Annotated in this window: 27 protein-coding genes; 17 read left to right on the forward strand and 10 right to left on the reverse strand. The window is 68.9% G+C overall.

The window, feature by feature from the left end; genetic code table 11:
- Nucleotides 1-3: 3 nt before the first annotated feature.
- Together ACNR9O_RS07615 and ACNR9O_RS07620 are read right to left on the reverse strand one after the other, a co-directional pair.
- The gene (locus ACNR9O_RS07615; protein WP_473681849.1) at nt 4-453 is read right to left on the reverse strand and encodes a nuclear transport factor 2 family protein; all 450 of its coding nucleotides are present in this window, start codon (nt 451-453) and stop codon (nt 4-6) included.
- A 125-nt stretch (nt 454-578) separates the two neighbouring features.
- On the reverse strand, nt 579-2,015 hold the full coding sequence (locus ACNR9O_RS07620) for an FUSC family protein (RefSeq protein ID WP_473681848.1): 1,437 nt from the start codon (nt 2,013-2,015) through the stop codon (nt 579-581).
- Nucleotides 2,016-2,150: 135 nt separating this feature from the next.
- Here ACNR9O_RS07620 and ACNR9O_RS07625 point away from each other — a divergent pair, with 135 nt between their 5' ends.
- The 3 genes from ACNR9O_RS07625 (at nt 2,151) to ACNR9O_RS07635 (ending at nt 5,734) form a co-directional block, all read left to right on the forward strand.
- Nucleotides 2,151-2,531: a DUF2946 domain-containing protein gene (locus ACNR9O_RS07625; RefSeq protein WP_473681847.1), complete on the forward strand. Its 381-nt coding sequence runs from the start codon at nt 2,151-2,153 to the stop codon at nt 2,529-2,531.
- Nucleotides 2,532-2,607: 76 nt separating this feature from the next.
- A complete protein-coding gene (locus ACNR9O_RS07630; RefSeq protein WP_473700760.1) occupies nt 2,608-4,707 on the forward strand; it encodes a TonB-dependent copper receptor in 2,100 nt (699 codons plus the stop codon).
- 64 nt (nt 4,708-4,771) lie between these two features.
- Nucleotides 4,772-5,734, forward strand: a complete 963-nt coding sequence (locus tag ACNR9O_RS07635) for a transporter (protein ID WP_473681845.1) — start codon at nt 4,772-4,774, stop codon at nt 5,732-5,734.
- 7 nt (nt 5,735-5,741) lie between these two features.
- On the opposite strand, the gene ACNR9O_RS07640 is transcribed toward ACNR9O_RS07635, so the two are convergent.
- On the reverse strand, nt 5,742-6,008 hold the full coding sequence (locus ACNR9O_RS07640; RefSeq protein WP_473681844.1) for a metal/formaldehyde-sensitive transcriptional repressor: 267 nt from the start codon (nt 6,006-6,008) through the stop codon (nt 5,742-5,744).
- Between the two features lie 86 nt (nt 6,009-6,094).
- Here ACNR9O_RS07640 and dmeF point away from each other — a divergent pair, with 86 nt between their 5' ends.
- Nucleotides 6,095-7,060 (forward strand): CDF family Co(II)/Ni(II) efflux transporter DmeF, encoded by a 966-nt coding sequence (gene dmeF / locus ACNR9O_RS07645; protein WP_473700761.1) that lies wholly within the window; start codon nt 6,095-6,097, stop codon nt 7,058-7,060.
- A gap of 21 nt (nt 7,061-7,081) precedes the next feature.
- Here the strand turns inward: dmeF and ACNR9O_RS07650 are convergent, their stop codons facing one another.
- The 7 genes from ACNR9O_RS07650 to ACNR9O_RS07680 form a co-directional block, all read right to left on the reverse strand.
- On the reverse strand, nt 7,082-8,404 hold the full coding sequence (locus ACNR9O_RS07650) for a S8 family serine peptidase (protein ID WP_473681842.1): 1,323 nt from the start codon (nt 8,402-8,404) through the stop codon (nt 7,082-7,084).
- Complete coding sequence (locus ACNR9O_RS07655) at nt 8,401-9,045, reverse strand: zf-HC2 domain-containing protein (RefSeq protein WP_473681841.1); 645 nt, start codon at nt 9,043-9,045, stop codon at nt 8,401-8,403. The genes ACNR9O_RS07650 and ACNR9O_RS07655 overlap by 4 nt, the downstream gene beginning before the upstream one ends.
- The gene (locus tag ACNR9O_RS07660; protein WP_473681840.1) at nt 9,042-9,626 is read right to left on the reverse strand and encodes an RNA polymerase sigma factor; all 585 of its coding nucleotides are present in this window, start codon (nt 9,624-9,626) and stop codon (nt 9,042-9,044) included. The genes ACNR9O_RS07655 and ACNR9O_RS07660 overlap by 4 nt, the downstream gene beginning before the upstream one ends.
- A 98-nt stretch (nt 9,627-9,724) precedes the next feature.
- On the reverse strand, nt 9,725-10,513 hold the full coding sequence (locus tag ACNR9O_RS07665) for a TorF family putative porin (RefSeq protein WP_473681839.1): 789 nt from the start codon (nt 10,511-10,513) through the stop codon (nt 9,725-9,727).
- A gap of 25 nt (nt 10,514-10,538) precedes the next feature.
- Entirely contained in the window at nt 10,539-10,943 is a 405-nt protein-coding gene (locus ACNR9O_RS07670) for a c-type cytochrome (RefSeq protein WP_473681838.1), read from the reverse strand.
- A gap of 11 nt (nt 10,944-10,954) precedes the next feature.
- Entirely contained in the window at nt 10,955-12,319 is a 1,365-nt protein-coding gene (locus ACNR9O_RS07675) for a cytochrome C (protein ID WP_473700719.1), read from the reverse strand.
- Between the two features lie 29 nt (nt 12,320-12,348).
- Entirely contained in the window at nt 12,349-12,915 is a 567-nt protein-coding gene (locus ACNR9O_RS07680; RefSeq protein WP_473681836.1) for a cytochrome b, read from the reverse strand.
- A gap of 1,069 nt (nt 12,916-13,984) precedes the next feature.
- Between ACNR9O_RS07680 and ACNR9O_RS07685 the strand changes: the two genes are divergently transcribed.
- From ACNR9O_RS07685 to ACNR9O_RS07745, 13 genes are read left to right on the forward strand one after another with little or no spacing between them, the layout of a single operon-like run.
- Nucleotides 13,985-14,410 (forward strand): sugar 3,4-ketoisomerase, encoded by a 426-nt coding sequence (locus ACNR9O_RS07685; RefSeq protein WP_473681835.1) that lies wholly within the window; start codon nt 13,985-13,987, stop codon nt 14,408-14,410.
- Nucleotides 14,407-15,072: an acetyltransferase gene (locus ACNR9O_RS07690; protein WP_473681834.1), complete on the forward strand. Its 666-nt coding sequence runs from the start codon at nt 14,407-14,409 to the stop codon at nt 15,070-15,072. Before ACNR9O_RS07685 ends, ACNR9O_RS07690 begins: the two co-directional genes overlap by 4 nt.
- Before the next feature lie 6 nt (nt 15,073-15,078).
- The gene (locus tag ACNR9O_RS07695; protein ID WP_473681833.1) at nt 15,079-16,014 is read left to right on the forward strand and encodes a hypothetical protein; all 936 of its coding nucleotides are present in this window, start codon (nt 15,079-15,081) and stop codon (nt 16,012-16,014) included.
- Nucleotides 16,001-16,936 carry a GNAT family N-acetyltransferase gene (locus ACNR9O_RS07700; RefSeq protein ID WP_473681832.1) on the forward strand — a complete coding sequence of 312 codons (936 nt, stop codon included), beginning with the start codon at nt 16,001-16,003 and terminating at the stop codon, nt 16,934-16,936. Before ACNR9O_RS07695 ends, ACNR9O_RS07700 begins: the two co-directional genes overlap by 14 nt.
- A complete protein-coding gene (locus ACNR9O_RS07705) occupies nt 16,933-18,045 on the forward strand; it encodes a DegT/DnrJ/EryC1/StrS family aminotransferase (RefSeq protein WP_473681831.1) in 1,113 nt (370 codons plus the stop codon). The genes ACNR9O_RS07700 and ACNR9O_RS07705 overlap by 4 nt, the downstream gene beginning before the upstream one ends.
- Nucleotides 18,042-19,298, forward strand: coding sequence for an O-antigen translocase (locus ACNR9O_RS07710; protein ID WP_473681830.1), 1,257 nt, complete (start codon nt 18,042-18,044; stop codon nt 19,296-19,298). The genes ACNR9O_RS07705 and ACNR9O_RS07710 overlap by 4 nt, the downstream gene beginning before the upstream one ends.
- The gene (locus ACNR9O_RS07715) at nt 19,295-20,218 is read left to right on the forward strand and encodes a glycosyltransferase family 2 protein (protein WP_473681829.1); all 924 of its coding nucleotides are present in this window, start codon (nt 19,295-19,297) and stop codon (nt 20,216-20,218) included. The genes ACNR9O_RS07710 and ACNR9O_RS07715 overlap by 4 nt, the downstream gene beginning before the upstream one ends.
- Entirely contained in the window at nt 20,215-21,372 is a 1,158-nt protein-coding gene (locus ACNR9O_RS07720) for a hypothetical protein (protein ID WP_473681828.1), read from the forward strand. The genes ACNR9O_RS07715 and ACNR9O_RS07720 overlap by 4 nt, the downstream gene beginning before the upstream one ends.
- A 2-nt stretch (nt 21,373-21,374) precedes the next feature.
- A complete protein-coding gene (locus ACNR9O_RS07725; protein WP_473681827.1) occupies nt 21,375-22,232 on the forward strand; it encodes a Wzz/FepE/Etk N-terminal domain-containing protein in 858 nt (285 codons plus the stop codon).
- Nucleotides 22,233-22,251: 19 nt separating this feature from the next.
- Nucleotides 22,252-23,127 carry a class I SAM-dependent methyltransferase gene (locus tag ACNR9O_RS07730; RefSeq protein ID WP_473681826.1) on the forward strand — a complete coding sequence of 292 codons (876 nt, stop codon included), beginning with the start codon at nt 22,252-22,254 and terminating at the stop codon, nt 23,125-23,127.
- Nucleotides 23,124-24,332 carry an amidohydrolase family protein gene (locus ACNR9O_RS07735; RefSeq protein WP_473700762.1) on the forward strand — a complete coding sequence of 403 codons (1,209 nt, stop codon included), beginning with the start codon at nt 23,124-23,126 and terminating at the stop codon, nt 24,330-24,332. The genes ACNR9O_RS07730 and ACNR9O_RS07735 overlap by 4 nt, the downstream gene beginning before the upstream one ends.
- Complete coding sequence (locus ACNR9O_RS07740; RefSeq protein WP_473681824.1) at nt 24,329-25,024, forward strand: class I SAM-dependent methyltransferase; 696 nt, start codon at nt 24,329-24,331, stop codon at nt 25,022-25,024. Before ACNR9O_RS07735 ends, ACNR9O_RS07740 begins: the two co-directional genes overlap by 4 nt.
- 11 nt (nt 25,025-25,035) lie before the next feature.
- Entirely contained in the window at nt 25,036-26,538 is a 1,503-nt protein-coding gene (locus ACNR9O_RS07745) for a B12-binding domain-containing radical SAM protein (protein WP_473681823.1), read from the forward strand.
- Nucleotide 26,539 lies beyond the last annotated feature (1 nt).

Below are 26,539 nucleotides of genomic sequence, written 5' to 3' on the forward strand. Positions count from 1 at the left end.
CGGCTATGTGTCCTTGTAATACGCATCGGCCTTGATCACCTCCACGCCGCGCCAGCCCCAGTACACGCGGTGGGCCTGGATCAGGCCACCGCGGATTTCCATGATCTCGACGAAATCCATCTGCTCGCCATCCGGCGTTTCGCGCGGGTATTCCCACATCAGGAAGGCGCCGTCGGTGAAATAGCCACGGCGAAAAAAATGGCGGCTGCCGGGTTTGCGCGGTGCGGCTTTGCCGAGCAGCTGGCGGATCGCATCGCGGCCTTTGATTGCGCCGACATTGCCGCCGAGCAGATGAGGGACCAGCGGACTTTCCAGCGTGGCATCCGGTGCGTAGAGGGCGATCATCGCGTCGAGGTCGTCTTCGGACCAGGTGCGGTCCCACTCGCGGTAGATGCGTTCGATGGTTTGCGCGTCGGTGTCGGGCAGGTGTTCGCGGCTGAGGTTGGAAGACATGGGGAGCGGCCTCGGGCGTGGAAGAGCGATCGGCGGTACCGAGTCGCCTGCATAACGCCCGCGCTGTTCAGCCCATGTCGATGCGCCGCGCACGCGGTGTGGCGGCGCTCGCCTGGCGCGCGGCGTCAGTGCTCCGCCAGCGCTGTCCGCACCTCGCTCAATGCCATCTGCAAGGCAGCCGGTTCGCGCAGCGCCTTGCGCGCCGCGCCCACGGCCTGGCGCACCCGGCCCGGCGTGGCGCCGCGTTCGATCAGCGCGACCGCCGGCGCGTGGCAGGCCAGCAGCGTATCCGCCCAGTCCGCTTGCATCGCATGGGCGCGTCGGGTGAGCAGGCGGATCGCGCGGAACGGCGGAAGCACTTGTTGCACCTGTGTCAGCGCGGCTTCGAAACGGGCAGGGCTGCGCATCGGCGTCGCGGGGTCGATGGCTTCGGCGAGCGCGGCCAGCGCGTCGGCGAGGCGTCGGCGCAGCACGTCGGTGGAACGCACCGGCAGGACCCACCACGCCGCGCCGACGCCGATGGCCGCGCCAATGACGATTTCTTCCAGTCGCTGGCCGAGCAGGGCGGCCGGGGAGGCGTCGGCAAAGCCTTGCAGCAGCGCCAGCGCCACGGTGACGAACAGCGCCCACCACGCATAGCCGAACGGGCGCAGCCACAGGCCGAAAAACAACGCGGCGAGGGTCAGCGCGCCGGCGACGGACGGGCTGGCAAGCGCATGCGCATGGAGCAGCAGGGCGATCACGGTGCCGGCCGCCGCGCCGACGATGCGCATGCCGCTCTTGTAGAGCACGTCCAGGCGTCCGCGGTTGCCGCTGTTGACGATGAATGCCGTGAGTACCACCCAGGCCCAGCGATCGGGAAAGACGCTGACGCCGACCACGAAGGCGAGCGCCAGCGCCACGGCCATCTGCAGCGCCATGCGCGTGCTCGGCGGCAATCGCTGCGCGCCGGGCTGCGTCTGGCCGGGTGCAGGTTCGTCGGGCGCCGGTCCGGCGGGGTCGAACGGGGCTCGGCGTTGCACGCGGCGCGTGAGCAGATGCGCCAGCGTCACCCAGCCCAGGGCCAGCAGCGCGACCACGATGGGCACGAGAAAGGCCGGCAGTGCACCATGCGCGACGGACCCGGCATGCGGCACGGTGAGCAGCGCCACCAGCGGCAGCGCGATCAGGCTGCCGGCGCGCTGTGCGGCCGGCCCGAAACGACGCAGCCAGATGGACACCGACATGCCCGCCACGAAGGTCGTCGCGCCCAGCCAGGGCAGATGGCGCAGCAGCAGGCCGATGCCCAGCGCGCCCAGTCCCACCAGCGGCAACACCGCCACCGCTTCCAGCCGGCCGCGCAGGTCGCGGTCGAGCTGACTGTTCGACAGCGATACGCATAGCACCACGGCCATCACCGCAGGGCCGGGGCCTGGCGCGAACAGGCCGGCGCACAGCATGGTGGCGATCGCGGCGAGCAAGGTGGCCGTCGCTTCGACCAGCGAACTGCCCAAGGTCGGGGTCTGCAGGCGAGGGTGGCGTGGCGGCGTCATCGGAACCTGTGGGTAGGCGGGACGGCGCATGGTAGCCCGCGCCTCGCGCCGGCGAATGGCCCGCACGCGCGGGCTGCGGAAGAGCGACGTTTTGTCGCCGCCGCCCGTTGTCCGCCCATGGGATGATGCCGGCGCGGGCGCCTCGATCCGGCGCCAGGGGACGATGTGATTCTTTCGAGCACACGCAAGCGGCTCATCGCATGGCTGGCTTTCGCCGCCATGGCGCTGCTCGTGGGTGCGCCGGTGGTATCCCGGCTGCTGCCGTCGCCATCCGCCATGGCGGACATGGGCATGCATTGCGACGAACATGCCGGGCACGGCGGGCAGCCGTCGACGCCCGATCCGCATGCGCCCTCGTCGATGGAGAAGTGCGGCTACTGCGGACTGCTCGGCCATAGCCCGGCGCTCGGCAGCGCGCTATGGCTGCCGCCGCCGCGGCCGTTGCCTTCGCGCGATGTCATGCCGTCGCGGGCCGAACCCGCCGCGACGCGGCGCGGATGCCTGGTCGCCGCACCCCGCGGTCCGCCGGTGCGCGTCAACGCCTGATCGCTTCCGATCGAACCTGCGCGACGACTCGCGCGGGTCGCGTTGTTCGCCTATCTCAAGGACTGACATGTTTGCCATGCCCGTGCACGGGCGCGTTCGCGCGCGCCCGTCGTCGTTCGTTCTTCCATGCCGCCGTGCCCGCGTAGCGGCGGCCGTCGCCGCGCTGGCGGCGCCTTCCGCCTATGCCGAACCGTTGCCGCAGACCTTGCCGCCGGTGGTCGTCACCGCGCCGATGCAGACCGATCCGCTCACCGTGGAGACGGATCCCAAGGCGCCGCGCCAGCCCGTGCCGGCCAGCGACGGCGCGGATTTCCTCAAGAGCATCCCTGGCTTCGCCAGCATCCGCAAAGGCGGCAGCAACGGCGATCCGCTGTTGCGCGGCATGGCCGGTTCGCGCCTCAACATTCAGATCGACGGTGGCCAGATCGGCGGCGGCTGTCCATCGCGCATGGATCCGCCCACGGCGTACATCTCGCCGCAGTTGTTCGACAAGGTGACGGTCATCAAGGGGCCGCAGACGGTGCGCTATGGGCCCGGCAATTCCGCCGGCACGGTGCTGTTCGAGCGCGAATTCACCCGCTATGCCGCGCCCGCGGCCAGCTTCCAGGGCAGCGTGCTGGGCGGTTCCGCCGGACGCAACGATCAGCTGGCCGATGCGCGCGCGGGCACGCCCGAGGGTTACGTGGAGCTGCGCGCCAACCACACGCATGCGCAGGATTACCGCGATGGCGACGGCCGCCGCGTGCATTCGGCCTACGACCGCTGGAACGCCGACGCCGCGCTGGGCTGGACGCCGGACGACGACACGCGCGTGGAACTGACCGCCGGCAAGGGCAATGGCCATGCCGCGTACGCCTTCAGCGGGATGGACGGCGCGCAGTTCCTGCGCGAAAGCGCGGCAATGAAGGTCGAGCGTCGCCGGCTGGGCGGCGCTTTCGACACGCTGGAGGCGCAGGTCTACTACAACTACGCCGACCACGTGATGGACAACTACACGCTGCGCCAACCCGATCCGCACAGCATGATGCCGATGGCGATGGCCAGCGACGTGGACCGCCGCACGGTCGGCGGTCGCATGGCCGGCCGCTGGATCTGGCCGGAGGCATGGCAGCTCGATGCCGGCATCGATGGCTCGATCAGCACGCACACCGCACGCAACGGCGGGCCGCCGGGCAGCCCGATGGGCGACTATCGCGAGCAGCCCCGCGAACGCGATGCACGCCTGCGCAACCTCGGCGCGTTCGGTGAAGCGCGCTGGACGATGGCGCGAGGCGAACGGTTGATCGGCGGCCTGCGCGTGGATCGTGCCACGGCGCATGGCTATGGGCTGGCGCTGGCCGATGGCGGCATGGGTATGGGCATGGACGCGCGCGCAGGCATCACCGCCGATGCGCGCCGCGGCGCCACGCTGCCCTCCGGCTTCGTGCGCTACGAGCATGATTTCGCCGAACTGCCGGCGACGTTCTATGCCGGCGTCGGCCACGTGCGCCGCTTTCCCGATTACTGGGAGCTGTTCGGCCAGCACGCCGACAAGACGCTGGCCTCTTTTTCCAGCCTGCGTCCGGAGAAGACCACGCAGCTGGACCTGGGCCTGCAATACCGCACGGCGCGGTTGCAGGCGTGGGTCTCCGGCTACGCGGGCGTGGTGGATGACTTCATTCTGTTCCGCTACGGCCAGGGCATGGCCGGAGGACGCGCGCTGAATGTTCGGGCGCGTATCGCCGGCGGCGAGGCGGGCATGGTGTACGCGCTGGCGGCGCGGTGGAAGCTCGATGCGACCGTGGCCTACGCGTGGGGCGTCAATCGCACGGAACAGCATCCGTTGCCGCAGCTGCCGCCGCTGGAGGCGCGTCTTGGCCTGACTTACGACACCGGCGCGTGGTCGGCCGGTGCGTTGTGGCGACTCGCCGCCGCGCAGCGGCGCGTGGCGGCGGGCGAGGGCAATCTGGTCGGACAGGATCTCGGCCCCAGCGGCGGTTTCGGCGTGTTCTCGCTCAATGCGGGTTATCGCTTGGGCCACGGGCTCACGCTCAGCGCGGGTATCGACAACCTGTTCGGCAAGACCTATGCCGAGCACGTCAACGCAGCCAACGCCGGGCTCGCCGGCTACGTGAATACCGTGCGCGTGAATGAGCCAGGCCGTACGGGCTGGCTCAAATTCGATCTCGGTCTGTGACTTTTCCGCGGCGCGCAAATGCGCCGCGGCCTATCATGCAATGGCGCCTGCGAGGCCTCGAACCATGTCATCCATCCGACGCTTTCTTTCCCCCGTGCTGGCTGCCGCCGCGCTCGCCGCGCCCGGTTTCGCCGCCGCCTGTTCCACCTGCGGGTGTTCGCTCAATTCCGACTGGTCCAGCCAGGGCTACGCCACCAGCCTGGGCTGGCATCTGAGCCTGCGCGAGGATTACTTCAACCAGTCCCAGCTGCGCAGCGGCACCGACCGCGTCAGCCGTGCCTCGTTCGACTATCCGGCCGACCAGGAAGTGCAGCGCAAGACCATCAACCGCAACACGCTGCTGGGCGCCGACTACAACTTCTCCCGCTACTGGGGGTTATCGCTGCAGTTGCCATACATGGACCGCCATCATCAGACGATCGGTGAGGGAGATACGGCTGTGTCGACGTCCGATGCACGCGGTATCGGCGACTTGCGCGTGGTGCTGCGTTATCAAGGCTGGAGCGAAGACGCCGGCATCGGCATGCAGTTCGGCCTGAAGCTGCCGACCGGGCGTTTCAAGCAGAACTTCGCCTCGGGCCCGCAGGCGGGTGCCTTGCTGGATCGCGGCCTGCAGCTGGGCACCGGCACGACGGATGCGCTGCTGGGCATCTACAAGTTCGGCTACCTCAGCGAGTCGGTCGGTTACTTCGGCCAGGCGATGGCGCAGGTGGCGCTGGATGCGCGCGACCATTTCCGGCCCGGCAATTCGCTCAATCTCAACCTGGGCCTGCGTTATCTCGACGCCGGTCGCTTCACGCCGCAGATCCAGCTGAACCTGCACGGCGAACGGCGCGAAAGCGGTGCGCAGGCAGACCGCCCCAACAGCGGCGCGGTGCTCGCTTATATCAGCCCCGGGCTCGGCGTGAAGCTCACGCCGCGGCTGGATGCGTTCGCGTTCGTGCAATGGCCGCTGTGGCAGCGGGTGAACGGCTTGCAGCTGGAGCCGGGACGGTTGTGGTCGCTGGGCTTGCAGTATCGCCTGTGAGCGGGCGTCAGCGCAGGTAACTGCGCAGGATCGCCAGCACCGGCTCGAGTTCGCGTACTGCCTTGGGATGGTTGTCCGTGACGTGCTCGCGCAGGTGTTCTTCCAGCAGCTGGCTCATCAAGCCCTGCACGGCGCCGCGGATGGATGCGACCTGCTGCAGCACCACGCCGCAATCGGTGTCCGCTTCCAGCGCCCGTTCCAGCGAGGCGACCTGGCCGCCGATGCGGCGGACCCGCGTGATGAGCGCTTTCTTGTTGCCGATGGTGTGCGACATGGCGGCCTCCCGATGATCTGGATAGTATAGGGGGGTATACGTCATTTGAGGAATCGCCCGTGAGCGCGCCCGATCCGTCGCCCTTCATGCACGTCCACCGGTTCAACGAAGGGAATCCGCTGGCGGAGAAGAACACGCTGCGCGCCGTGGTCATCACCGCGGTGATGATGGTGGTGGAGATCGCCGGCGGTTACGCGCTCAACTCGATGGCGCTGCTGGCCGACGGCTGGCACATGAGTTCGCACGCGCTGGCGCTGGGTCTTTCCGTCGGTGCCTACGTGCTGGCGAGGCGACTGGCCACGGATGCCCGCTTCGCGTTCGGCACCTGGAAGATCGAAGTGCTGGGCGGCTACAGCAGCGCCTTGCTGCTGGGGGTGGTGGCGTTGCTGATGCTGGTGCAGTCGGTGGAACGCCTGTTCGAGCCGGCGCCGATCCATTACGACGAAGCGGTGGCCATCGCGGCGGTGGGTCTGCTGGTCAATCTGCTGTGCGCATGGCTGCTCAAGGACGGCCATCATCACGACCATGGTCACGATCACGGCCATCATCATGATGAGGCTCATGGCCACGCCGGACACGCCCACCATCACGACATCAACTTGCGCTCCGCGTATCTGCACGTGATCGCCGACGCGGCCACCTCAGTGCTGGCGATCCTGGCCCTGCTGGGCGGCAAGTATTTCGGTGCCAACTGGCTGGACCCGGTGATGGGCATCGTCGGCGCGGGCCTGGTCGCGCGGTGGGCGGCCAGCCTGCTCAAGCAATCGGGCCGCATCCTGCTGGATGCGGACATGGATGCGCCGGTGGTGCAGGAGATCCGCGAGGTGGTGGCCCAGCGGATGCCGCAGGCGGCGATCAGCGACCTGCACGTATGGCGCGTCGGCAAGGGACGCTATGCCTGCATTCTCGGCCTGGTCAGCCAGCAGCCGCTGACGGCCGCGGCGGTCCGCGGCTATCTGTCGGTGCACGAGGAGCTGGTGCACGTCACGGTGGAAATCGCCCACGCGCACGAGCCGTCGATGGTATTCCTGCCCACGCAGCGGCGGGCCTGAAGGTCAAGCCGGGCGCGCGATTCAGTGCGCCCTGGCGCGTTGCGCGATCCGCTGCCCCAGCGCATCCACGGCGATCGCCGCGTTCACTTGCCTGGCGCCACCGGTCACGCTGCCGCTCGCCAGCAGCAGCTGCTTCGCCGATGCGGCGTCCAGTTCCGGCGCCACCGCCAGCAGCAAAGCAAGAATGCCGCTGACGTGCGCGGCGGCCATCGAGGATCCCGAGCTGAAGTCGTAGCCGCCGCCGGGCTGGGTGGTGAGGATGTCCTTGCCCGGCGCGCTCACCACGTCGGGCGGCGCATTCGATCCACTGCCGGCGCGCACCACGATCACGCCCGGCGCGTTATCGGGAAAACCGCCGACGCGCCCGTCTGGCGGCAGCGCGGCGACCACCAGGCGTCCTTGTTTGAGCAGTACATCCAGAAGCTTGCCCAGCAGTGGATCGGCCGGGCCGCCGAGACTGAGATTGACGATGCGCGCGTCGGTATCCAGCACCGCCGCCAGGGCCTTGGCCAGCGTGAATGAATTGCAGCGCGCGCCGGCCCGGCTGTCGTCGCCATACCAGCACGCCTTGTAGAGACTGAGCGTGGCCTTCGGCGCAATGCCGACGATGCCCACGTGGTTGTCGCCGGTCGCGGCGATGATGCCGGCCACTTCGGTGCCGTGCGCGTCGCGATTGAAGCGGTCGGCGTCGGTGTCCACCGTGTTGTGCTGATCGGCGATGCGCCCTTGCAGGTCCGGATGATTGAGATCCGCGCCGGTGTCGACCACCGCCACGCGCACGCCGCGGCCCTGGCTGGTCGCATGGGCGCGCGCCGCATCGGTTTCCACGAAGCCGCGCTGGAGATCGGCGTAGGGGTCGTTGTAGTGATGCACGCCGCTGCGCGTATCGGCGGCGGGCGGGTCGTCGGAGTAGACGGCGTAATCCTGCAACGGCTGCGCCAGCTGGACGCGCCCGTCCTCGTTCAAGGCTTTGATCAGCGCATCGCGCTCCATGCCCGGCGGCGGCTCCAGCACCAGGCAATACAGGCCCAGCGCCTTGATCGGCCAGCCGGTGACTTCGCGCAGGCCGTATTGCTGCTTGAGCGTCGCCAGCAGGGAGGCCGCGCGCTGGCCGGCGCCGTAGTTGGCCGGCGGGGTGTAGCCGAGCAGGGTGGAGCCGGCGTGGGTGGCCGGCGGATCGATCGGGTTGGCCACGGCCAGCACGATGTCGCGCGCACTGTCCATCGCCGCCGGACTCGCCGTGGCGGCCGCCTCACGCGATGCGGCCAACGGCGCACGCGTGGTGGCGCAGGCGCTCAGCGCGAGCGCCGCCAACACGATGGCCGCCCGTGCACAGGCTCTCATGGCGTGTCGGCGACGGGTTCCGCCATGCGGATGCCGCGCGTGGCGCGCAGCTGCCGCAGGATGTCCGCGGTGACCACGCCCTTGGCGACGGGCGCGACGGTATAGGCGCCTACGTCGTTGGGGCCGCCGATCACCTGCAGGTGCAGCGCGCGCATCGCGGTATTCCAGTCGGCCAGCGACATGCCGGCGTCCGGTACGACGTGGATCGCGCCGGCCGGCGCGACGGCGGCGGAGGTCTGGCTGAAGGTGCGGTAGGCGGGGTTTTCCCCGTTCCGCAGTTTCATGCCCAGGATGCCGATGCCGACGGCCTGCAGCAGCACGGCCGCCACGAGCGCGCGGGTGAGCCAGCCGCCGGCGCGCGCACGCACGGGCGCCGGCGTCGCCGCTTCGGTGTCATGGGCATCGAGCCGATCGAGCAGACGCTTCAATCCGGCGTTGGCGTCCAGGGTGATGTCGGGAGGAAGTTGCATGGCTTGCTGCAGAAAGCTTTGGCGTTCGTATTCCGCACGGCAGGAAGCGCACTCCGCCAGATGGCTGGCCAGCCATTCGGTCTGCTCGGCCGAGGCGGTGTGCTGCAACACCCAGGGCATCGCGTCCCAGGCGCGGGCGCATTCCCTGCGGGTGCTGACGGTAAAACTCATGGTGCCCTCCCGAGTTGCATGGACGAATCGCCGGCCAGTTCCGGCAGAACATTGCGCAGCTTTACCCGCGCATGGAACAGGCGGGCCTTCACCGTACCCACCGGGCACTGCATGATCACCGCCACATCGTTGAGCGAATGTCCCACACCATAGACCAGCTCCAGGACGGCGCGCTGGTCCACGCTGAGGCAGTCCAGCGCCTTGCCCAGCCAGTCGCGCATTTCGTGTTCCTCGCCCGGGTCATGGCTCGGCGCGCGCTCGCCATACAGGCTGTCGTCCTCGATCGGTTCGTCGCCGTGCTGGCGCAGAGCCTTGAGGCCGCAGCGGTAGGCGATGCCCATGATCCAGGTGGAGACGCGCGAATCGCCCTGGAACGTCCCGGCTTTCTGCCAGGCGATCCAGAAGCAGTCGTTGATGACTTCTTCGATGACGTCAGGTCGTCGGGTCAGACGCGAGAGAAACCGGCACAAGCGGCCGTGGTAGCCGCGATACAGCGTGGCAAGGGCCGCGCGATCGCCAGCCGCCATGCGCTGGAGCAGCTGGCGGTCGGCACTATCGGCTTCGATATCGGCGTCGTTCATGGGCGTATCACCGGTCGGAGGCGGTGGAGACTGTCCCCCTGGGTGCCGGTTCCGGGCGAAAAGGTTGCGTTCGTCGAGAACGGGGCGCAGAGGGGCCCTTAGAAAGACCACTGCAAGGTAGCCACCCAATGTTGCAGCGTCGGGTAGGCCTGCCGGTATTTGTACTCCTGGTCGGTGGCGACGCGCAGCACTTCCACGCGCCACGGGCCCTGGGTCCAGGCCAGACCGGCCTGGCCATAGCGGTAGGGTTTGTAGGGGGCGACGAAGGCGCGGGCCACGCCGGCGCCGGCCGATAGCGAGAGGTGCCGGGTCAGCGGCCAGTGAAAGGTGGCATCGGCCGCCTCGCGCAGGTGGCCGCTGTCGTCGTGGACGGTGGACGTGGCCGAGACGCCGAAGGTGAGCACGTCGCGCCAGGTCCAGTGCAGGCCGGCCTCGGCGCGGTCGAAGAAGCGCCAGCGCCGCGGGTATTTGTAGTAGAGCGCACTGGCCTGCATGGACCAGTCGCCGGACAGCGACCAGTAGCGCGCCGCCTGCGCGGTGGCTTCCACGAAATGGCCGCCCGGCGCATGGATGCGCGCGCTGCCGGCGACGCCGAAAGCCCATCCCGCGCTGGACGTCCAGGCCAGGTTGCCTTGCACGATGGGCGTGGCCGGGGTGATGGGCTGGCCGCGGTCGATCAGTTGCGAGCTGAGCGCGAGCGCGCCGCTGATGTCGCCCGCGTGTGCGTGCAGCGGCAACATGATCCCCAGCGCGAGGGCGCCGCCGCAGGCGTGGCGCAGGTGCCACCCGGCGGGCGGTTTCGGCGGCCCCGGATCGGGTGCATGGATGCGCCGCGTCGCCACGGCCGGCTTCAGGCGTGCGCCGCCATGGCGGCGCGGCGCGGACAAGATCGTAGGTACATGCGCCCGGTCGTCAGTGAAGTGTGCCCAGGTAGGTGATCAGATCGTCGAGCTGTTTCTGATCGCTCAGGCCATCGTATTTCATTTTCGTGCCGGGATTGGCGCGCTTGGCCGGTTGCGCGAGATAAGCGTGAAGCTGTTCCGGTGTCCACGTCCACGCGCTCTGTGCGCGCAAGGCATCCGAGTACTCGTAGTCCGGCAGCGCGGCGGCCTTGCGCCCGACCACGCCGAACAGGCTCGGGCCTTTTTTGTGGCGGCCTTCCTTGATGCTGTGGCATTCGGCGCATTCGGTCTTGAAGACATCCTTGCCCGCCTCGGCGTCGCCGGCATGCGCCGGCGGCGCGATCCACGCCAGAAGGAGGGCGGCCAGCGCGATGGCGCGCAAGTTTCGCGTCAGGAGAATGCTGCGATTCGTCATGTCGGTCATGCTCAGAACGCCACGCTGGCGGAAAGGGAAAAGGCATTGAAGTCGCCGGCGTTCGTGCCGGGCGCGCCGAAGATATTCGTGCGGCTGCCGTTGAAACGGCGGAAGCGGAACCAGGTCGCGGCCAGCTTGAGGTTGGCGACCGACGTGAACGAGTCGTCCTTGCCGAACGGCGCCCAGTACAGGCTGATCAGATTGGCCGTGGTATCGGGCACGCCGTACGGAATGAAGCGCGCCTCGTCGCGCGAACCCGTGCTCACCAGGTGCGAGACCAGCAGCGTGTAGGTCTGCTGGAAGGTATAGGCGGCGGTGAGCGTCTGGTCGTGCACCATGCCGCGCGGCTTGGCGAACACACCGGGTGCGACCGGGCTGGCCGGCGTGCTGCCGTACTTGCGCCGCTCCAGGATGTTCACGTAGCTCAGCTGCACGATGTGCTCGCGATTGCCGAGGAACTGGTAGGTGACGTCGTAGCCGAGATCGGTGAGATCGTCGCGCGGGCCGCCGCGCGGCAGTTCGCGCTTGGTCGTCAGCGCCACCACGCCGGCGGAGAAGAACTGGCGCCGCATGTCGCGCATGTAGGCGAAGCGCGCGTAGCCGGTGTCGTGCAGCTCGCCCGGATCGCCGTTCGGGTTGTAGCCGAGCCGGTCCTGGGTGGAGCGCTGCAGCGAGCGATACGTGCCGGCCTCGCCGTACCAGTGCGAGTCGTACAGGCCATACACCGTGGCGCCGATCACGCGGTCGGCCGGCGCGCTGGGGCTGGATGGATTGAGCACCGTACCGGTGACGCCGGGCGGGCCGAGCGTCGACGCGGCGGGCAGGGCGGCGATCGGATCCTGGAAGCCCGGGTTGTTGTTGACGCTCACGCCGAGCGTGAGGTCCTTGCCGCCGAGCTTCAGCTCCTTGGCGACGAAGCGCAGATCGACATCGCTGAGTTTGGTGTTGAAGTGATTGCGGCCGTCGTTGTCGGTCTCGACTTTCACATAGCCGCCGACCTGGTCGGTCAGTCGCCCCGCCAGATAGACGTCCGCTTCGGTGAGGCGGTTGCTGCTGTTGCCGCGCGCGGGCATGGCGCGCGTGCCGACCAACTGCGCGCCCACCGGCAGCTTGAAGCCCTTGCCGTCAGTATCGGTGTAGCCGTTGAGCTTGAAACGCATGCCGTACGGCGTGAGCGCCGGCCCGTACGCGCCGGCGTGGCAGTCGGCGCAGGCCGATCCGGTCTGGCGCGCATACACGGGAATGGCGTGCGCGGTAGTGCAGGCCAGCGAGACGGCTGCACCCGCGCCGGCCAGCGCATACGCATGGATCCGTCGCCGGGCGCGGCGTGGCGAAGACAGCATGAGGCCTCCTTGAGGCGGGTTGGGAAGGGGCATGGGGTGCTGCGGGGTTTTCTTGTCGGTTTTCAGGTCTGTCGCGCGGGCCACATCGCGCGCAGCACGTCGTCGCGCCGGATGAAGTGGTGCCACAGCGCCGCCGCGATATGCAGCGACACCAGTGCGAGCAGCACCCAGGCGAGGTCCTGGTGCCAGGCGAGCAACCGGTCGGCGAGGTCGTCGTCTTCGGCGACCAGCGCCGGCAGCGCGAGGCCGAACAGATGCGGTGGCTTGCCGGCGGCGTCGCTCAGCGCCCAGCCGAGCAGCGGCAGGGCGAGCAGTGCGGCGTAGAGCGCGGCGTGGGTGAGCCAGGCGGCGATGCGCATGGCTGGCGTTTGTGCGGGTCGCGGATGTGTTCCGCGGCGAAGGCGCAGGGCGATACGCAGTGCCGCGAGCACGAGAATCAGCAGGCCGAGGTGGCGATGTCCTTCGAGCAGCCATTGCCGCGCGAGGCGGCTGGCGACTTCGTCGCGGATGAGGGCGGTGGTGGCGACGGCGAGCAGGCTCAGGGCGGTGAGCCAGTGCAGGTATCGGGTGCTGCGGGGGTGTGTGGTGTTTTGTGGGTGTTGCGCGGTGCTTTGGTGTTTCGAAACCATCCAGCCGTTTCCCATGCGTTTGGTCTTTGTTGTTGGGAGTGGGTGCCTGGGTGGGGTGGAAAGGTTGTGGGTGGGTGGTGTGCTTTTTTTGTGGGGGCGTTTTCGCTTGGTCTGTGTGGGTGTTGTGTGTCGCGCTGTTGTTTGGGTTGTCGCGACCTGGCCGCTTATGCAGCGGGCATTCCGGACGGCTGCCGCCGCCCGGGTCACTTTCTCTTTGCTGGCCCAAAGAGAAAGTAACCAAAGAGAAATGGCCTGAGAGCCAAGGCTCGTGGCTGGACTAAGGAGAGCAGGGATAGGTCATGGCAACGGATTAACCTGAGTCGACGCGAGGCCGCCGTGCGGTTTCGGAGCGGTGACTTCGAGGCATCCGTAGTGGAGAGGACACAGGGAGATAGACAAGGAGAGGTTGCCTTGGCGTCTCGTCACGCTGCTGCATGACGCTCTCCGAGCCACGTTGCGGCGGTCCCGCACTTCTCCCTCTCCCCGCCGGGGAGAGGGCCGGGGTGAGGGGCCCTACGAAGCGCACCGCTTCTATCCCCTCAGTCGAAAGCACAGGCGACACGCTCACCTATCCGCGCAACGCACGAAGCAACCAGGCGCGAAAAACCACCCAGCACCACCTACCTCCCTGCGTCCTCTCCACCACGGATGCCTCGAAGTCCCCGATCCGAAACCGCACGGTGGCCTCGAATCGCCCCAGGTTAATCCGTTGCCATCACCGCCCACTGCTCTCCATAGTCCAGCCACGAGCCTTGGCTCTGAGGCCATTTCTCTTTGGTTACTTTCTCTTTGGGCCAGCAAAGAGAAAGTGACCCGGGCGGCGGCAGCCGTCCGGAATGCCCGCTGCATAAGCGGCCAGGTCGCGGTAACCCGACCAACAGCGCGACACCCGGAAACGCCCACCGCGTAAGCGGCCAGGTCGCGACACCCCACCCACCAGCGCGCGACACCGAAAAAACCCATCAAGGCGACACAAAGGAAAAAGAACCGCCGCCAGGCAACCTTTCCCCCACCCCCCGGCACTCATCCGCAAAAGCCGCACTCCAGCGAACAGGGCCGGGCCACCACCATGGACATCGAGCGAATCCAGTTTCAGAAACACGGCGACCACGGCGGCATGCTCGTCGCGCTGGAACAGGAGCGCAACGTACCGTTCGAGATCCGCCGCGTGTACTACGTCTACGCCACCGAACCGGACATCCACCGCGGTCGTCACGCCCACCGCCACCTCAAGCAACTCGCCGTCGCCGTACGCGGCGCCGTCACCATCCTGCTCGACGACGGCACCGGGCCGGTCGAAGTGCGGCTGGACGACCCCTCGCAGGGGCTGCTGCTGGGCGACATGGTGTGGCGCGAGCTGTACGACTTCAGCGAAGACTGCGTGCTGATGGTGCTGGCCGACCAGTACTACGACCCGGCCGACTACATCACCGACTACGACGAATTCCTGCGCGAAGCCAACGGCTTCCACCGGCTCGGGGGCGCGGTGGCATGAGCCGGCCGCTGGTGCTCGTCGGCGCGGGGGAGATGGCGCAGATCGCCTGCGAGTACTTCGAACACGACAGTGACTACGACGTGGTCGCCTTCAGCGTCGAGCGCGCGCATCTGAAAGAACCGGAACTGGCCGGCCGCCCGGTGATTCCTTACGAAGAGCTCCAAAGCCGCTTCGCGCCGGCCGATGCGGCGCTGTTCGTGGCCATTCCCGCGACGGGACTCAACCGCCTGCGCACGCGTTTCTACCTGGACGCGAAGCAGAAGGGCTACCGCTTCGCCAGCTATGTCAGCAGCCGCGCTTTCGTCTGGCGCAACGCCCAGATCGGCGAGAACACCTTCATCTTCGAGAACAACGTGATCCAGCCCTTCGTGCGCGTGGGCAGCAACTGCATCCTGTGGAGCGGCAATCACGTAGGGCATCGCACGGTGGTGCACGATCATGTGTTCGTCGCTTCCCACGCGGTGATTTCCGGCTTCTGCGAGATCGGCCGGAGCAGCTTCGTGGGTGTCAACGCCACCTTCAACGATGGCGTGAAAGTGGCCGAGGACAACGTGATCGGCTCCGGCGCGCTGGTCGTGCGCGATACCGAGCCGGGCAAGGTCTACGTCGGTTCGCCGGCGCGCGCGCTGGCGGATCGTTCCAGTCTCGACGTGAGGTTCTGATCGCGCATGATTCGCTGGACCAAGCGAGGACTCGTATTCGACGTCGCGCGCCAGGGCGTGGGCGGCTGGATGCGCCATTCGGCGCTGACGCCGACGCCATGGGCGCGCGGCGACGGCAGCATCCGTGTCTACGCGAGCTTCCGCGACGCCGACGGCGTGGGCCGCATCGGCTATGTCGACGTGATGGCCGACGATCCGACGCGCGTCCTGCGGGTAAGCGCGGCGCCCGTGCTGGACGTGGGGCGCGGCGGCTGTTTCGACGACAGCGGCATGATCCTGGGCGATGTGGTGGAGGCGCCGGGCGGGCTGCATCTGTTCTATGTGGGCTTCCAGCGTGTGGCGGGCGCGAAGTTCCTGGCCTTTACCGGCCTGGCGGTTTCTACCGACGGCGGCGAGCGCTTCGTCCGCGTGCAGGAGACGCCGATCCTCGATCGCGCGCCGGGGCGCAGCACCATCGCCGCCATCCATAGCGCACGTTACGAAAACGGCCTGTGGCGCCTGTGGTATGCGGTGGGCGACGACTGGGAATCGCTGGGCGGACAGCCGTATCCGCGCTACCACATTCGCTATGCCCAGACGCGCGATCTGGCGGCCATTCCGCGCGACGACCACGTCTGCCTCGTGCCGCGTGGCGACGAGTACCGCATCGGCCGTCCGCGCGTGTACCGCCTGGGCGACCGCTACGCGATGTACGCCACCTGGGGCGATCGCGCCGGCCGCTACCAGCCGGGCCTGGCCTACAGCGACGACGGCCTGCGCTGGGAGCGGCACGACGAAGCTCTCGGTATCGCGCCTTCGCCGGAAGGCTGGGACGCGCGAGCGCTGTGCTATCCGGCGCTGATCCGCCACGGCGAGCGGCTGCTGATGTTCTACAACGGCAACGACATGGGCCGGGACGGTTTCGGCCTGGCCGAGGCGGAGGCTGCCGATGCTCTCGGTTAGGCCTTACGCGCCCGCGGATGCCGCGGCCTGGGATGCGCTGGTGGAACGCTCGCGCAACGGCAATCTGCTGCATCGGCGCGACTACATGGACTACCACGCCGACCGCTTCACCGACGCCTCGCTGATGGTGGAGAAGAACGGCGAGCCGATCGCGGTGTTTCCGGCCGACCGTGCCGGCGAGCAGGTGACCAGCCACGGCGGGCTGACCTATGCCGGACTAATCAGCACCCAGGCCCTGCGCGCCGAAGCCACGCTCATGGTGTTCGAACAGATCCGCGAGCACTACCGCGCGCAAGGTGCCGCGCGGCTGCTGTACAAGGCGGTGCCGCACCTGTTCCATCACTATCCGGCCGAGGAAGACCTGTACGCGCTGCACCGGCTCGGCGCGCGACTGGTCCGGCGCGACCTGTCGTCGGCAGTGGCGCTGGAGGCGGGCGTATCGCTCACGCCTGAGCGGCGCCGCGCCGTGGCCAGGGCGAAGAAGGACGGCGTACGCACCCGGACCGGCGGCGATCCGGCGGCCTTCCATGCACTGCTCGGCGAGGTGCTGGCCAGGCACGACGCCACGCCCACGCACAGCCTGGCCGAGCTGCGCCTGCTGATGGGCCGCTTCCCCGGCCGCATCGTGCTGCACGAGGCCTGTCGCGAGGGCGAGTTGCTGGCTGGCGCGCTGATCTACGACTTCGGCCATGCGGTGCACACGCAGTACCTGGCCGCGTCGGACGAAGGGCGGCGCCTGCACGCGCTGACTCTGCTGCTGGCCGAGCTGATGGAACAGGTGTATGCGCAGCGGCGCTATTTCAGCTTCGGCATCTCCACCGAGCAGGCGGGGCGGGTGCTGAACGCCGGGCTGGTGGAGCAGAAGGAGCGTTTCGGCGCGCGCGCCGTGGTGCACGATTTCTACGCCTGGGAGCTGGCATGAGCGTCGCGTTCTTCGACCTCAAGGCGATCAATGCGCGCTACGCCGAGGCGCTGAAAGCCGCGGCCGCGCGAGTGATCGACTCCGGCTGGTACGTGCTGGGCGACGAGCTGGTCGCGTTCGAGCAGGCGTTCGCCGCGTACTGCGGCGTGCCGCACGCGATCGGCGTGGGTAATGGGCTGGATGCGCTGGCATTGATCTTCCGTGCCTATCGCGAACTCGGCGCGCTGCACGAAGGCGACGAGGTGATCGTGCCGGCCAATACTTTCATCGCCACGTTTCTCGCGGCCAGCCAGAGCGGCTTGCGACCGGTGCCGGTGGAGCCGGACCCGGCCAGCTTCAATCTGGACCCGGCCCGGGTAGCGGCGGCGATCGGCCCGCGCACGCGCGCCATCGTGGCGGTGCACCTGTACGGGCAGCTGGCGGACATGCCGGCGCTGGCCGATTTGTCGCAACGTCACGGATTACTGCTGATCGAAGACGCGGCGCAGGCGCACGGCGCCACGCTCGACGGGCGCAAAGCCGGCGCGTTGGGTGACGCCGCGGCCTTCAGTTTCTTTCCGACCAAGAACCTCGGCGCGCTGGGCGACGGCGGTGCGGTGACCACGCGTGACGTGACGCTGGCGCACCGCATCGCCGCCTTGCGCAATTACGGTTCCGAAACGAAATATCACCATCTGTTCCAGGGTGTGAACTCGCGCCTGGACGAAATGCAGGCGGCGTTGCTGCGGGTGAAGCTGGCGTACCTGGACGACGAGATCGCGCGACGCCGTTACGTAGCGCGCCGTTATCGCGAGGCGATCCGGCATCCGGCGCTCGGGCTGCCGCAGGTGTCGCGGGAAGAGGCGCATGTCTGGCATCTGTTCGTGCTGCGCTGTCGCCAGCGCGATGCCTTGCAGCGCCACTTGCTGGCGCACGGCATCCACACCCAGGTGCATTACCCGGTGCCGGCACACCGGCAGCCGGCGTACGCGCCGCTGCATCACCTGGCCTTGCCGGTGACCGAGGCGCTGCATGCGCAGGTGTTGAGCCTGCCGATGGGGCCGGCGCTGGACGATGCGGCCATCGACGCGGTGATCGCCGCCTGCAACGCCTTCCGGGAGGATGCATGAACATCGCCCGCGCCGGCCTGTACAGCGCCGTCGGCACCGCCGCGCGTCTGCTTGCGGGGCTGGCGGTGGTGAAGCTGGTGGCGTGGATCGCCGGACCCGACGGGGTCGGCAAGATGGGCCAGTTCATGAGCCTGATGTCGCTGCTGGCGGTGCTGGCCGGCGGCGGCATCGGCGCGGCGGTGGTCAAGTACGTGGCCGAATATCGCGACGATCCGCAGCGCCTCGCGCGTCTGCTGCGCGCGGGGCTTGGCTATGCCGCCTGCGCATCGCTGCTGATGGGCGCGGTCGCGTGGCTGTTCAGCGAACCGCTGGCGGCATGGCTGCTGGGCGATGCGCGCTACGCCAGCCTGCTGCGCGTGCTGGCGGTGGCGCAGCTGGGCATCGCGCTGAGCAACTACGTGATCGCCACCATCAACGGCTTCATGGACGTGCGTCGGCTGGTCTTCGTGCAGGTGGCCGGCTCGCTGCTGAGCGTGGCGCTGGCCGCATGGCTGTCGTGGTGGCTGGGTCTGTACGGCGCGCTGCTGTCGCTGGTGCTGGGGCAGCTGCTGTGGCTGGCGGTGGGCCTGCCGGCGTGGCGGCGCAGCCCGGACTTCCGCCCCGGGCTGCTGCGTCCGGGTTTCGACCGCGAAATGATCGGGCGGCTGGCGGCGTTTTCGGTGATGACCTTGAGTTCCGCGCTGTGCGCGCCGCTGGTGAACATCGCCGTACGCGATCACCTGGCCGCGCACTTCGGCTGGACCGAGGTGGGCTACTGGCAGGCGGTGAGCCGCGTGTCGGATGCGTACCTGCTGTTTCTCACCACGGCGATCAACGTGTACTACCTGCCCAAGCTGGCCGGCATCCACGAGCGCGATGCGCTGCGGCGCGAGCTGGGCCAGGCGTGGCGGCAGCTGCTGCCGGCGGCCGCGGTGCTGGCGCTGCTGGTGTACCTGACGCGCGAGTGGGTGACGCGCCTGCTGTTCAGCGCGGACTTCGCCGCCGCCAACGCGCTGTACGCGCCGCAGCTGATCGGCGACGTGATCAAGATCGGCTCCTTCGTGCTGTCGTACCTGATGCTGGCCAAGGCCATGACCGGCCTGTTCGTGCTGTCGGAGTTCGCCTTCGCGGGCAGCTATTTCGTGCTGGTGGTGCTGTTCACCCGCTGGTACGGGTTGCCCGGGGCGGTCTACGCCTTCGCGCTGAACTATGTGCTGTACCTGGTCTTCAATCTGCTGGTGGCGCGGCATTACCTGCGGAGGCTTCCGGCATGAGCGGCACGCGTCCCCTGGTGTCGGTGCTGGTGCCGGCGCACAACCACGAGCGCTTCGTACTGCGCTGCCTGGATAGCGTGCTGGAGGATGCGTACCCGGCCAAGGAGCTGGTGGTGATCGACGATGGCTCGATCGACGGCACCGGCGCGAAGATCGCGCAGTGGATCGCGCGGCACGAAGGCGAACTGCCGGTGGTGTTCCGCCGCCGCGAGAACCGCGGCGTGGCGGCCACACTCAATGAGCTGGCGGGGCTGGCCAATGGCGAATTCCTGCGCCTGGGCGCGAGCGACGACTATCTGCTGCCCGGCGGCATCGAGGCGCAGGTGCGCTACCTGGAGGCGCATCCGCGCAAGAGCGCGGTGATCGGCGATTCGGTGGTGGTCGACCGCTACGGCAATCGCCTGCACGGCAGCGGCATGCGCGACCTGCACGGCGCCGACAAGCGCCGCTACGCCACCGACGAAGGCATCCGTCGCGCCGTCATCGCGCAATGGGCGATCGGCGGCCCGGTGGCGCTGTTGCGGCGCGGGGCGGCGGGGCAGGCGGGCTGGACGGAAAGCCTGCGCATCGACGACTGGGATTTCTTCCTGCGCCTGGTGGCGCGCGATGCGCTGGGCTTCATCGACGTGCCGGTCTGCGCCTATCGCCTGCACGGCAACAACGTGAGCCGCACGCGGCACGTGGCCACGCGCATCGCCAATCTGTCCGAGGCGCAGCGCGTGGCGCAGGCGCGCGCGGATCTGTTCGAGGGCGGCGATCGCGCCCTGCTCAAGGCGCAGGGTCACTACATCGGCGCCAAGATTGCCTTCCTGCAACGGCAGCCGCTGCGGCTGGCGCTGCACCTGTCGGCTTTCGCGGCGTTGCGCGCGGCCTCCGGGCTGCGCGTGTCGCCGGCGCATCCGCTGGTGGAAAAGGCATGAGCGCGCTGCTGCGCCGTCCGTCGACTTACCTGGCGCTGCCGATGCTGCTGGCCTGCGCGGCGACCTTGCTGACCTTCGATCTGCCGTCCGGTTATCTCGATGGCGTGCTGTTGCTGGCCGCCTGCGCGGTCGGAGTGTGGCTGCTGGATGCGCTGGTCGGCCCGCGGCTGCCGCCGTTCGAGCGTTTTCGTGCGAGGGATTACACCGGTACGCGCGAAGCCATGGTGGCCTTGGCCTTCTGCGCGCTGGTGGGCGTGTTCTGCCTGCTCGATCTGACCCTGTTCCCGATTCCGCTGCTGGACAACCCGCAGGCATACGCGCAGATGGAGGGCGCGCGCGAGCATGTGCGGCACGTGTCGGCCTGGTGCTGGGTGTTTCCGCCGGTGGGGTTGCTGTGCGTGCGCAACCGCGCCGTGCGTTACGGACTGATCGCCGCGGGCATCGTGTTTCCGGTGCTGGTGATCGACCGCAACCGCATCTTCGCCTCGCTGTTTTCGCTGGCGCTGGTGATCGTGCTGCGCCGGGACGCGCGGCGTTCGCTGCCGTGGAAGACCGTGGGCCTGCTGGGGCTGGCCGGCGCGGTGCTGTTCGCGGTGCTGGGCATCATCCGCTCGGGCACGCTCGATACCGTGACGCTGCCGTTCCAGGGCTGGTACCGCGAGGCGCCGCCGGGGCTGAAGTGGCTGCTGCTGTATGTGAGCGCCGGTCCGTACAACTTCGCGTCGATGCTGGCCAAGCATTACGAGAACGTCGACTTCCTGCTCAACCAGGTGATCCCTGGCCGCGGTTCGATCGTCACCGCCGGCACCGGCATTCCGCTGGATGCGCCCAACATCAATGTGGGCACCGAGTTCTTCCCGTTCCTGATGGCGCTGGGGCCGCTCGGCGCGATCGCCGCCTTCGCCGCGCTGTATGGGCTGCTGGCGTGGAGCGCGCGGCTGCTGCGCGGGCGGATATCGCTGTTCGCGCTGCTGATCTTTCTGCGCATGAGCTATGTGGCCGTGATGGCGCCGTTCGCGCCGCAGGCCTTCACCTTCATGACGGCTGGCTTCCTGGTCCTGTGCCTGGCGATGCAACTGTTCGCCGCCTGGCTGCCGGACCGGCGCACGATGCCGCCGCCTGCGGTTTTCCCTGATGCCACGACGAGCCGATGACCATGCCACAGGATGAAATCTTTCTGATCGATATCGGGCGGATCCTGCGCCGCGAATGGCGCAGTTTCCTCATCGTTGCGCTGTGCGTGCTGGCACTGGCGCTGGCCTATGCGCTGCTGGCCAGGCCGCGCTGGGAGGCGGTCGCGTGGGTGCAGATCGGCCAGGTCGGGACGGCGCCGGGTGGGCAGGACCCGCGTCCCGAGCCGTTCCAGCGCACGGTCGAGCGCTTGCAGACGCGCGTGTTCCAGGATCAGGTGCTGGCCGGCGCGGGTATCGCGACCGACGCGCCGGAAGCGGGGCTCTATCGCGGCACGCTCAAGATCGATCCGTCGCCGTATGCCGGCCTGATCAAGCTCAGCGTGCGCGGCGCCTCGCCGGAACAGGCGCGCAAGCTCGCGCAGGCGACGGTGGATGCGCTGCAGGACCTGCATAGGCAGATCCAGGCGGCGCCACTGGCCCAGGCGCATGCGCGGCTGGACGAGGTGCAGACCGATCTGCAGGCGGCGCAGGCCGAGCGCGATGGTCTGCGCCAGGCGGCGAGCGGCGGCGGGCAGGGTGCGGCGGTGGCCGGCCTGCTGCTGTCCAGCAAGGATACGGAGATCCGCGGGCTGCGCGATGCGCGCAGCGATCTCAACGCGCGCCTCAGCAACAACTACACCTTCCCCACGTCGATGCCGTGGCCGATCTATCAGCCGAACCATCCGGTATCGCCCAATCGCCCGCTGATCGTGGGCCTGGGGCTGCTCGCCGGACTGGGCCTGGGCTTGTTCGCGGCGGTGGCGCGCGACGCGCGGCGCCGTGCCTCGGCGCAACCGGGACGGGCCGGCACGGCACTCACCGGCGAGACGGCGCACGCCTGAAGCGGAGAGTGGCAAAAGCATGAGCAGGCATGACGAACTGGATGTCGCCGACGGCGTAGCGGCGCTGCCCGAGGCGCAGGCGCGCGAAGCGGCGTACCTGGAGGACACCCGGCGCGCCTTCGACAGCGTGGCCGCCGACTACGACGGCCCGCGCGGCAATAACGAGCTGATCCAGCGCATGCGGCAGACGCTGTGGGACACGGTGCTGCGCGAATGCCGTCCCGGCTCGCGACTGGTCGACCTCGGCTGCGGCACGGGCCTGGATGCGGCGCATTTCGCGCGCCTGGGTTTCGAGGTGCTGGCCACGGACTGGTCGCCGTGCATGGTCGAGCGTGCGCGCGAGCGCGCACGCGCCGAAGGACTCGACGAGCGCATGCACGCGGCGCACGTGGGTATCCAGGAGCTGGCGCGCATCGGCGATGGCGCGGGGCGGTTCGACGGCATGTATTCGAACTTCGGTCCGCTCAACTGCGTGCCGGATCTGCCCGCGGTCGCCGCCGAATGCGCGCGCCTGCTGCGCCCCGGCGGCGTGCTGGTGTTCTCGGTGATCGGGCGGATCTGCCCATGGGAAGTGGTGCACTACGCGTTGCGCGGGCGCTTGCGCCGTGCCGCGGTGCGCGCCGCGCGCGGCGTGACGCCGGTGGGCATGAACCGTCACACCATCTGGACGCGCTACTACCTGCCGCGCGAGTTCTATCGCGACTTCGCCGCGCATTTCGAGCTGGCCGAGTACCGCGCGCTGAGCCTGTTCATGCCGCCGCCTTATCTGGTGGAGCGCTATCGCCGCCATCCGCAGCGCTACGAACGGCTGGGCCGGATGGACGATCGCTGGGGCGCGCTGCCGCTGCTGCGCGACATGGGCGATCACTTCCTTATCGTGATGCGCCGGCGCTGACGCTTATGGATGCCACGCTGCACGGCGCGACCTGGATGACGCCCGCCGGCGTCGCGCAGGATCTGACGATCCGCGACGGCCGCATTGCCGAGGGTGCGCACGCGCGCGGTTTTCGCATGGAGCTGCGCGGCCATCTGGTGTTCCCGGGGCTGATCAATGCCCACGAACATCTGCACGTCAACAGCGTGCCGCCGCTGCCGCATGGCGTACCGTTCCTCAACAGCTACGCCTGGATCGAAGCGTTCCAGGCGCATTTGCGCACACCGGCGGTGGCCGCCGCGCTGGCCGTGCCCAAGGCCTTGCGCCTGCGCCACGGCGCGCTGAAGAACCTGCTGGCCGGCGCCACCTGCGTGGCGCATCACGATCCGTGGGATGCTGCGCTGGATGCGGCGGATTTCCCCATCGCGCTGCTGCGCGAGCACGGCTGGGCCTATGCGCCGGGCTGGCCGGCGTTCGGGCCGCCGTTGCGCGAAAGTTTTCTCGCCACGCCGCCAGAACGGCCGTGGCTGATCCATGCGGCCGAAGGCACCGATGCGATTGCCCGTGCGGAACTGGCGCAGCTGGAGGCGCACGGTTGTCTCGCCGCCAACACGGTGCTGATCCACGGCGTCGGCCTTGGCGAGCGCGACGTGACGCGGGTGATCGAGTGCGGCGCGGCGGTGGTGTGGTGCCCGGCCAGCAATCTCACCCTGCTGGGCCGCACGCTCGATCCGCGCCGCCTGCATGCCGCCGGACGTCTGGCGCTGGGCACGGATTCGCGCCTGAGCGGCGCGCGCGACTTGCTGGAAGAGCTGTGCGTGGCTGCGGTGATCGGCGGACTGGGTACGACGGATCTGCTCCAGCTGGTTACCGCACGCGCGGCCGACGTGCTGCGTCTGCCGGCGCATGGGCGCCTCGTGCCCGGCGTGCCGGCGGATCTGGTGGTCGTCGCTCGTGGTAGCGGCGCGCCGGCGGACAGCCTGGTGGGCTTGAGTCGCGCCGATCTGCGCGCGGTGGTGCGCGGCGGGCGGCCATGCATTGCCGATCCGGATTTCGCCGAGTGGTTCGACGCGGCGGGCGTCGAGGCGGTACGCGTGACGCTGGACGGCCGTCCCAAGCTGCTGGCCAAAACGTTGGCCGAGCCGGCGCTGCTTGCGCTCGAGCCGGGACTGGAGCGCGCGGAAATGCTGGCCGCGTCGCCCGTTCTGGCCGGAGCCGGCGCATGACGCGGCCTGCCGTGCTCGCGCCGGAGGCCGCGTACGCGCTGTGGGCGCCGAACTATCCGGCGCGCGCGCACAACCCGGTGATGCATGCCGAGGAGCGCGCGATGCTTGCGCTGCTGCCGGCCGATCTGCACGGCCTTGCCGTGCTCGATGCCGGCTGCGGCAGCGGTCGCTACCTGCTGCACGCGGCGCGGCGTGGCGCGGCCATGCTCACGGGCGTGGACCTGTCCGCCGCGATGCTCGCGCGCGCCGAGACCGAGCTGGCGCCGCTGCGCGCGCAGGCGCAGCTGACCTTGCGGCGCGGCGACCTCACGGCGATGCCGGTGTCCGATGGTGCGGCCGACCTCACGATCTGCGGCCTCGCCGTCGGTCATGTGGAGCGGCTCGCGCCGGCGCTGGCCGAACTGTGTCGCGTCACGCGGCCGGGCGGCCTGGTGTTGTGCAGTGACTTTCATCCGACCGGCCATGCGCTCGGCTGGCAGCGCGACTTCAAGGCCGATGGCCAGCGCTATGCGGTGCGCCACACGCCGCACCTGTACAGCGATTGGCACCGCGCCTGCGCGGAACTCGGCCTGGCGATCGAGGAGGTGCGCGAACCCATGCTCGATCCGGCCGATATCCCGCCCGGCGCGCATTTCGATCCGGCCGCGCTGCGCGTGCCGGTGGCCCTGGTATGCCGCCTGCGGCGGTGCTGACGACCTACGCCATGCCCCAGACCTTGCTGATCAATCCCACCATGACTTCGCGCGCCGGCGCGCGCTTTCCGCTGTCGCTGCTGCATCTGGCTTCGGCGCTGGATCGCCACGGCACCAGCGCGATCGTCGACGGCAACGTCGATCGCGACGTGGTCGGCGCCACGCTGCGCGCACTGGACCAGGGGCGCTTCGATGCTGTGGGCCTGAGCGTGATGGGCGGGCCGCAGCTGGCGCCGGCGATCGCCGTCTCCCAGGCGATCCGCGCGCATCGTCCCGGCCTGCCGATCGTGTGGGGCGGCTATTTCCCCACGCTGTACACCGATGCCGCGCTGGCCGCGCCTTATGTCGACTATGCGATCCGCGGACAGGGCGAGCAGACCCTCGTCGAGCTGGCCGCGACGTTGGCGGGCGAAGGCGCGTCGCTGGAACGCATCGCGGGCGTGTCGTTCAAGCGCGATGGCGGCATCGTGCACAACCCGTCCCGGCCGATCGCGCCGGACGATCCGGCGCGGCGCCTGCCGTACGACAAGCTGGGCGATCCGCGACGCTATCTGGCACGCACCTTCCTCGGGCGGCGCACGGCCGCGCACCAGGCGGCGCTGGGCTGCCGCTTTCGCTGCACCTTCTGCGGCGTGGCGGCGCTGTTCGGCGGCGCCACCTCGCTGCCCACCGCGCAGCGGCTGGAACGCGAACTGGGGTATCTCAAGTACGAACTGGGCGCCGATTCGATCCAGTTCTTCGACCACAACTTCTTCGATCGCGAAGCGGACATGATCCCGCTGCTGGAAGTGATGGCGAAGCTGGAGATGCCATGGTGGTGCTATGCGCGCGCCGACGCGCTGCTGAATTTGTCCGAGAGCACCTGGAAGCTGGTGCGCAAAAGCCGCCTGAAGATGGCCTACATCGGCGCCGAATCGCCCAGCGGCAAGATGCTCAAGGAGATCCGCAAGGGCACGCGGCCGGACCAGACGCTGGAAGTGGCCGAGCTGTGCCGGCGCCAGGGCGTGATCCCGGAGCTGTCCTTCATGGTGGCGCCGCCGGTGGATACCGAGGAGGAGACCGAGCACACCTTCGAATTCATCCGCGAACTGAAGCGGATCAATCCGGCCTCGGAAATCATCGTCTACGTCTACACGCCATTGCCGGAAAGCAGCCGGCACGAGAAGGATCGCGGCAAGCGGCCGTCGATGCCGCTGCTCGATCTGGACGGCGAGCCGGTGGTATTTCCCGCCACGCCGGAGGAGTGGGCGCAGCCGCAATGGGTGAAGTACGCCTGCCATGCCGACGCGCCCTGGCTCACCGACAAGCTGCGCCAGCGCATCCACGATTTCGTGACGGTGCTGCGCTGCCGTTATCCGACGGTGCAGGACATGGGGACGCCGGGCTGGGCCAAGCGCGGCCTGCGCACCATGGCGTCGTGGCGCTATCGCTATCGTCGCTACGACCGGCCGTGGGAGCTGGACCTGGCCAATCGCTGGGTGAAGCTGCGCATGCCGCAGGTGTCGGGGCTGTAGG

The organism is Dyella sp. CR10 (genome assembly GCF_055814425.1).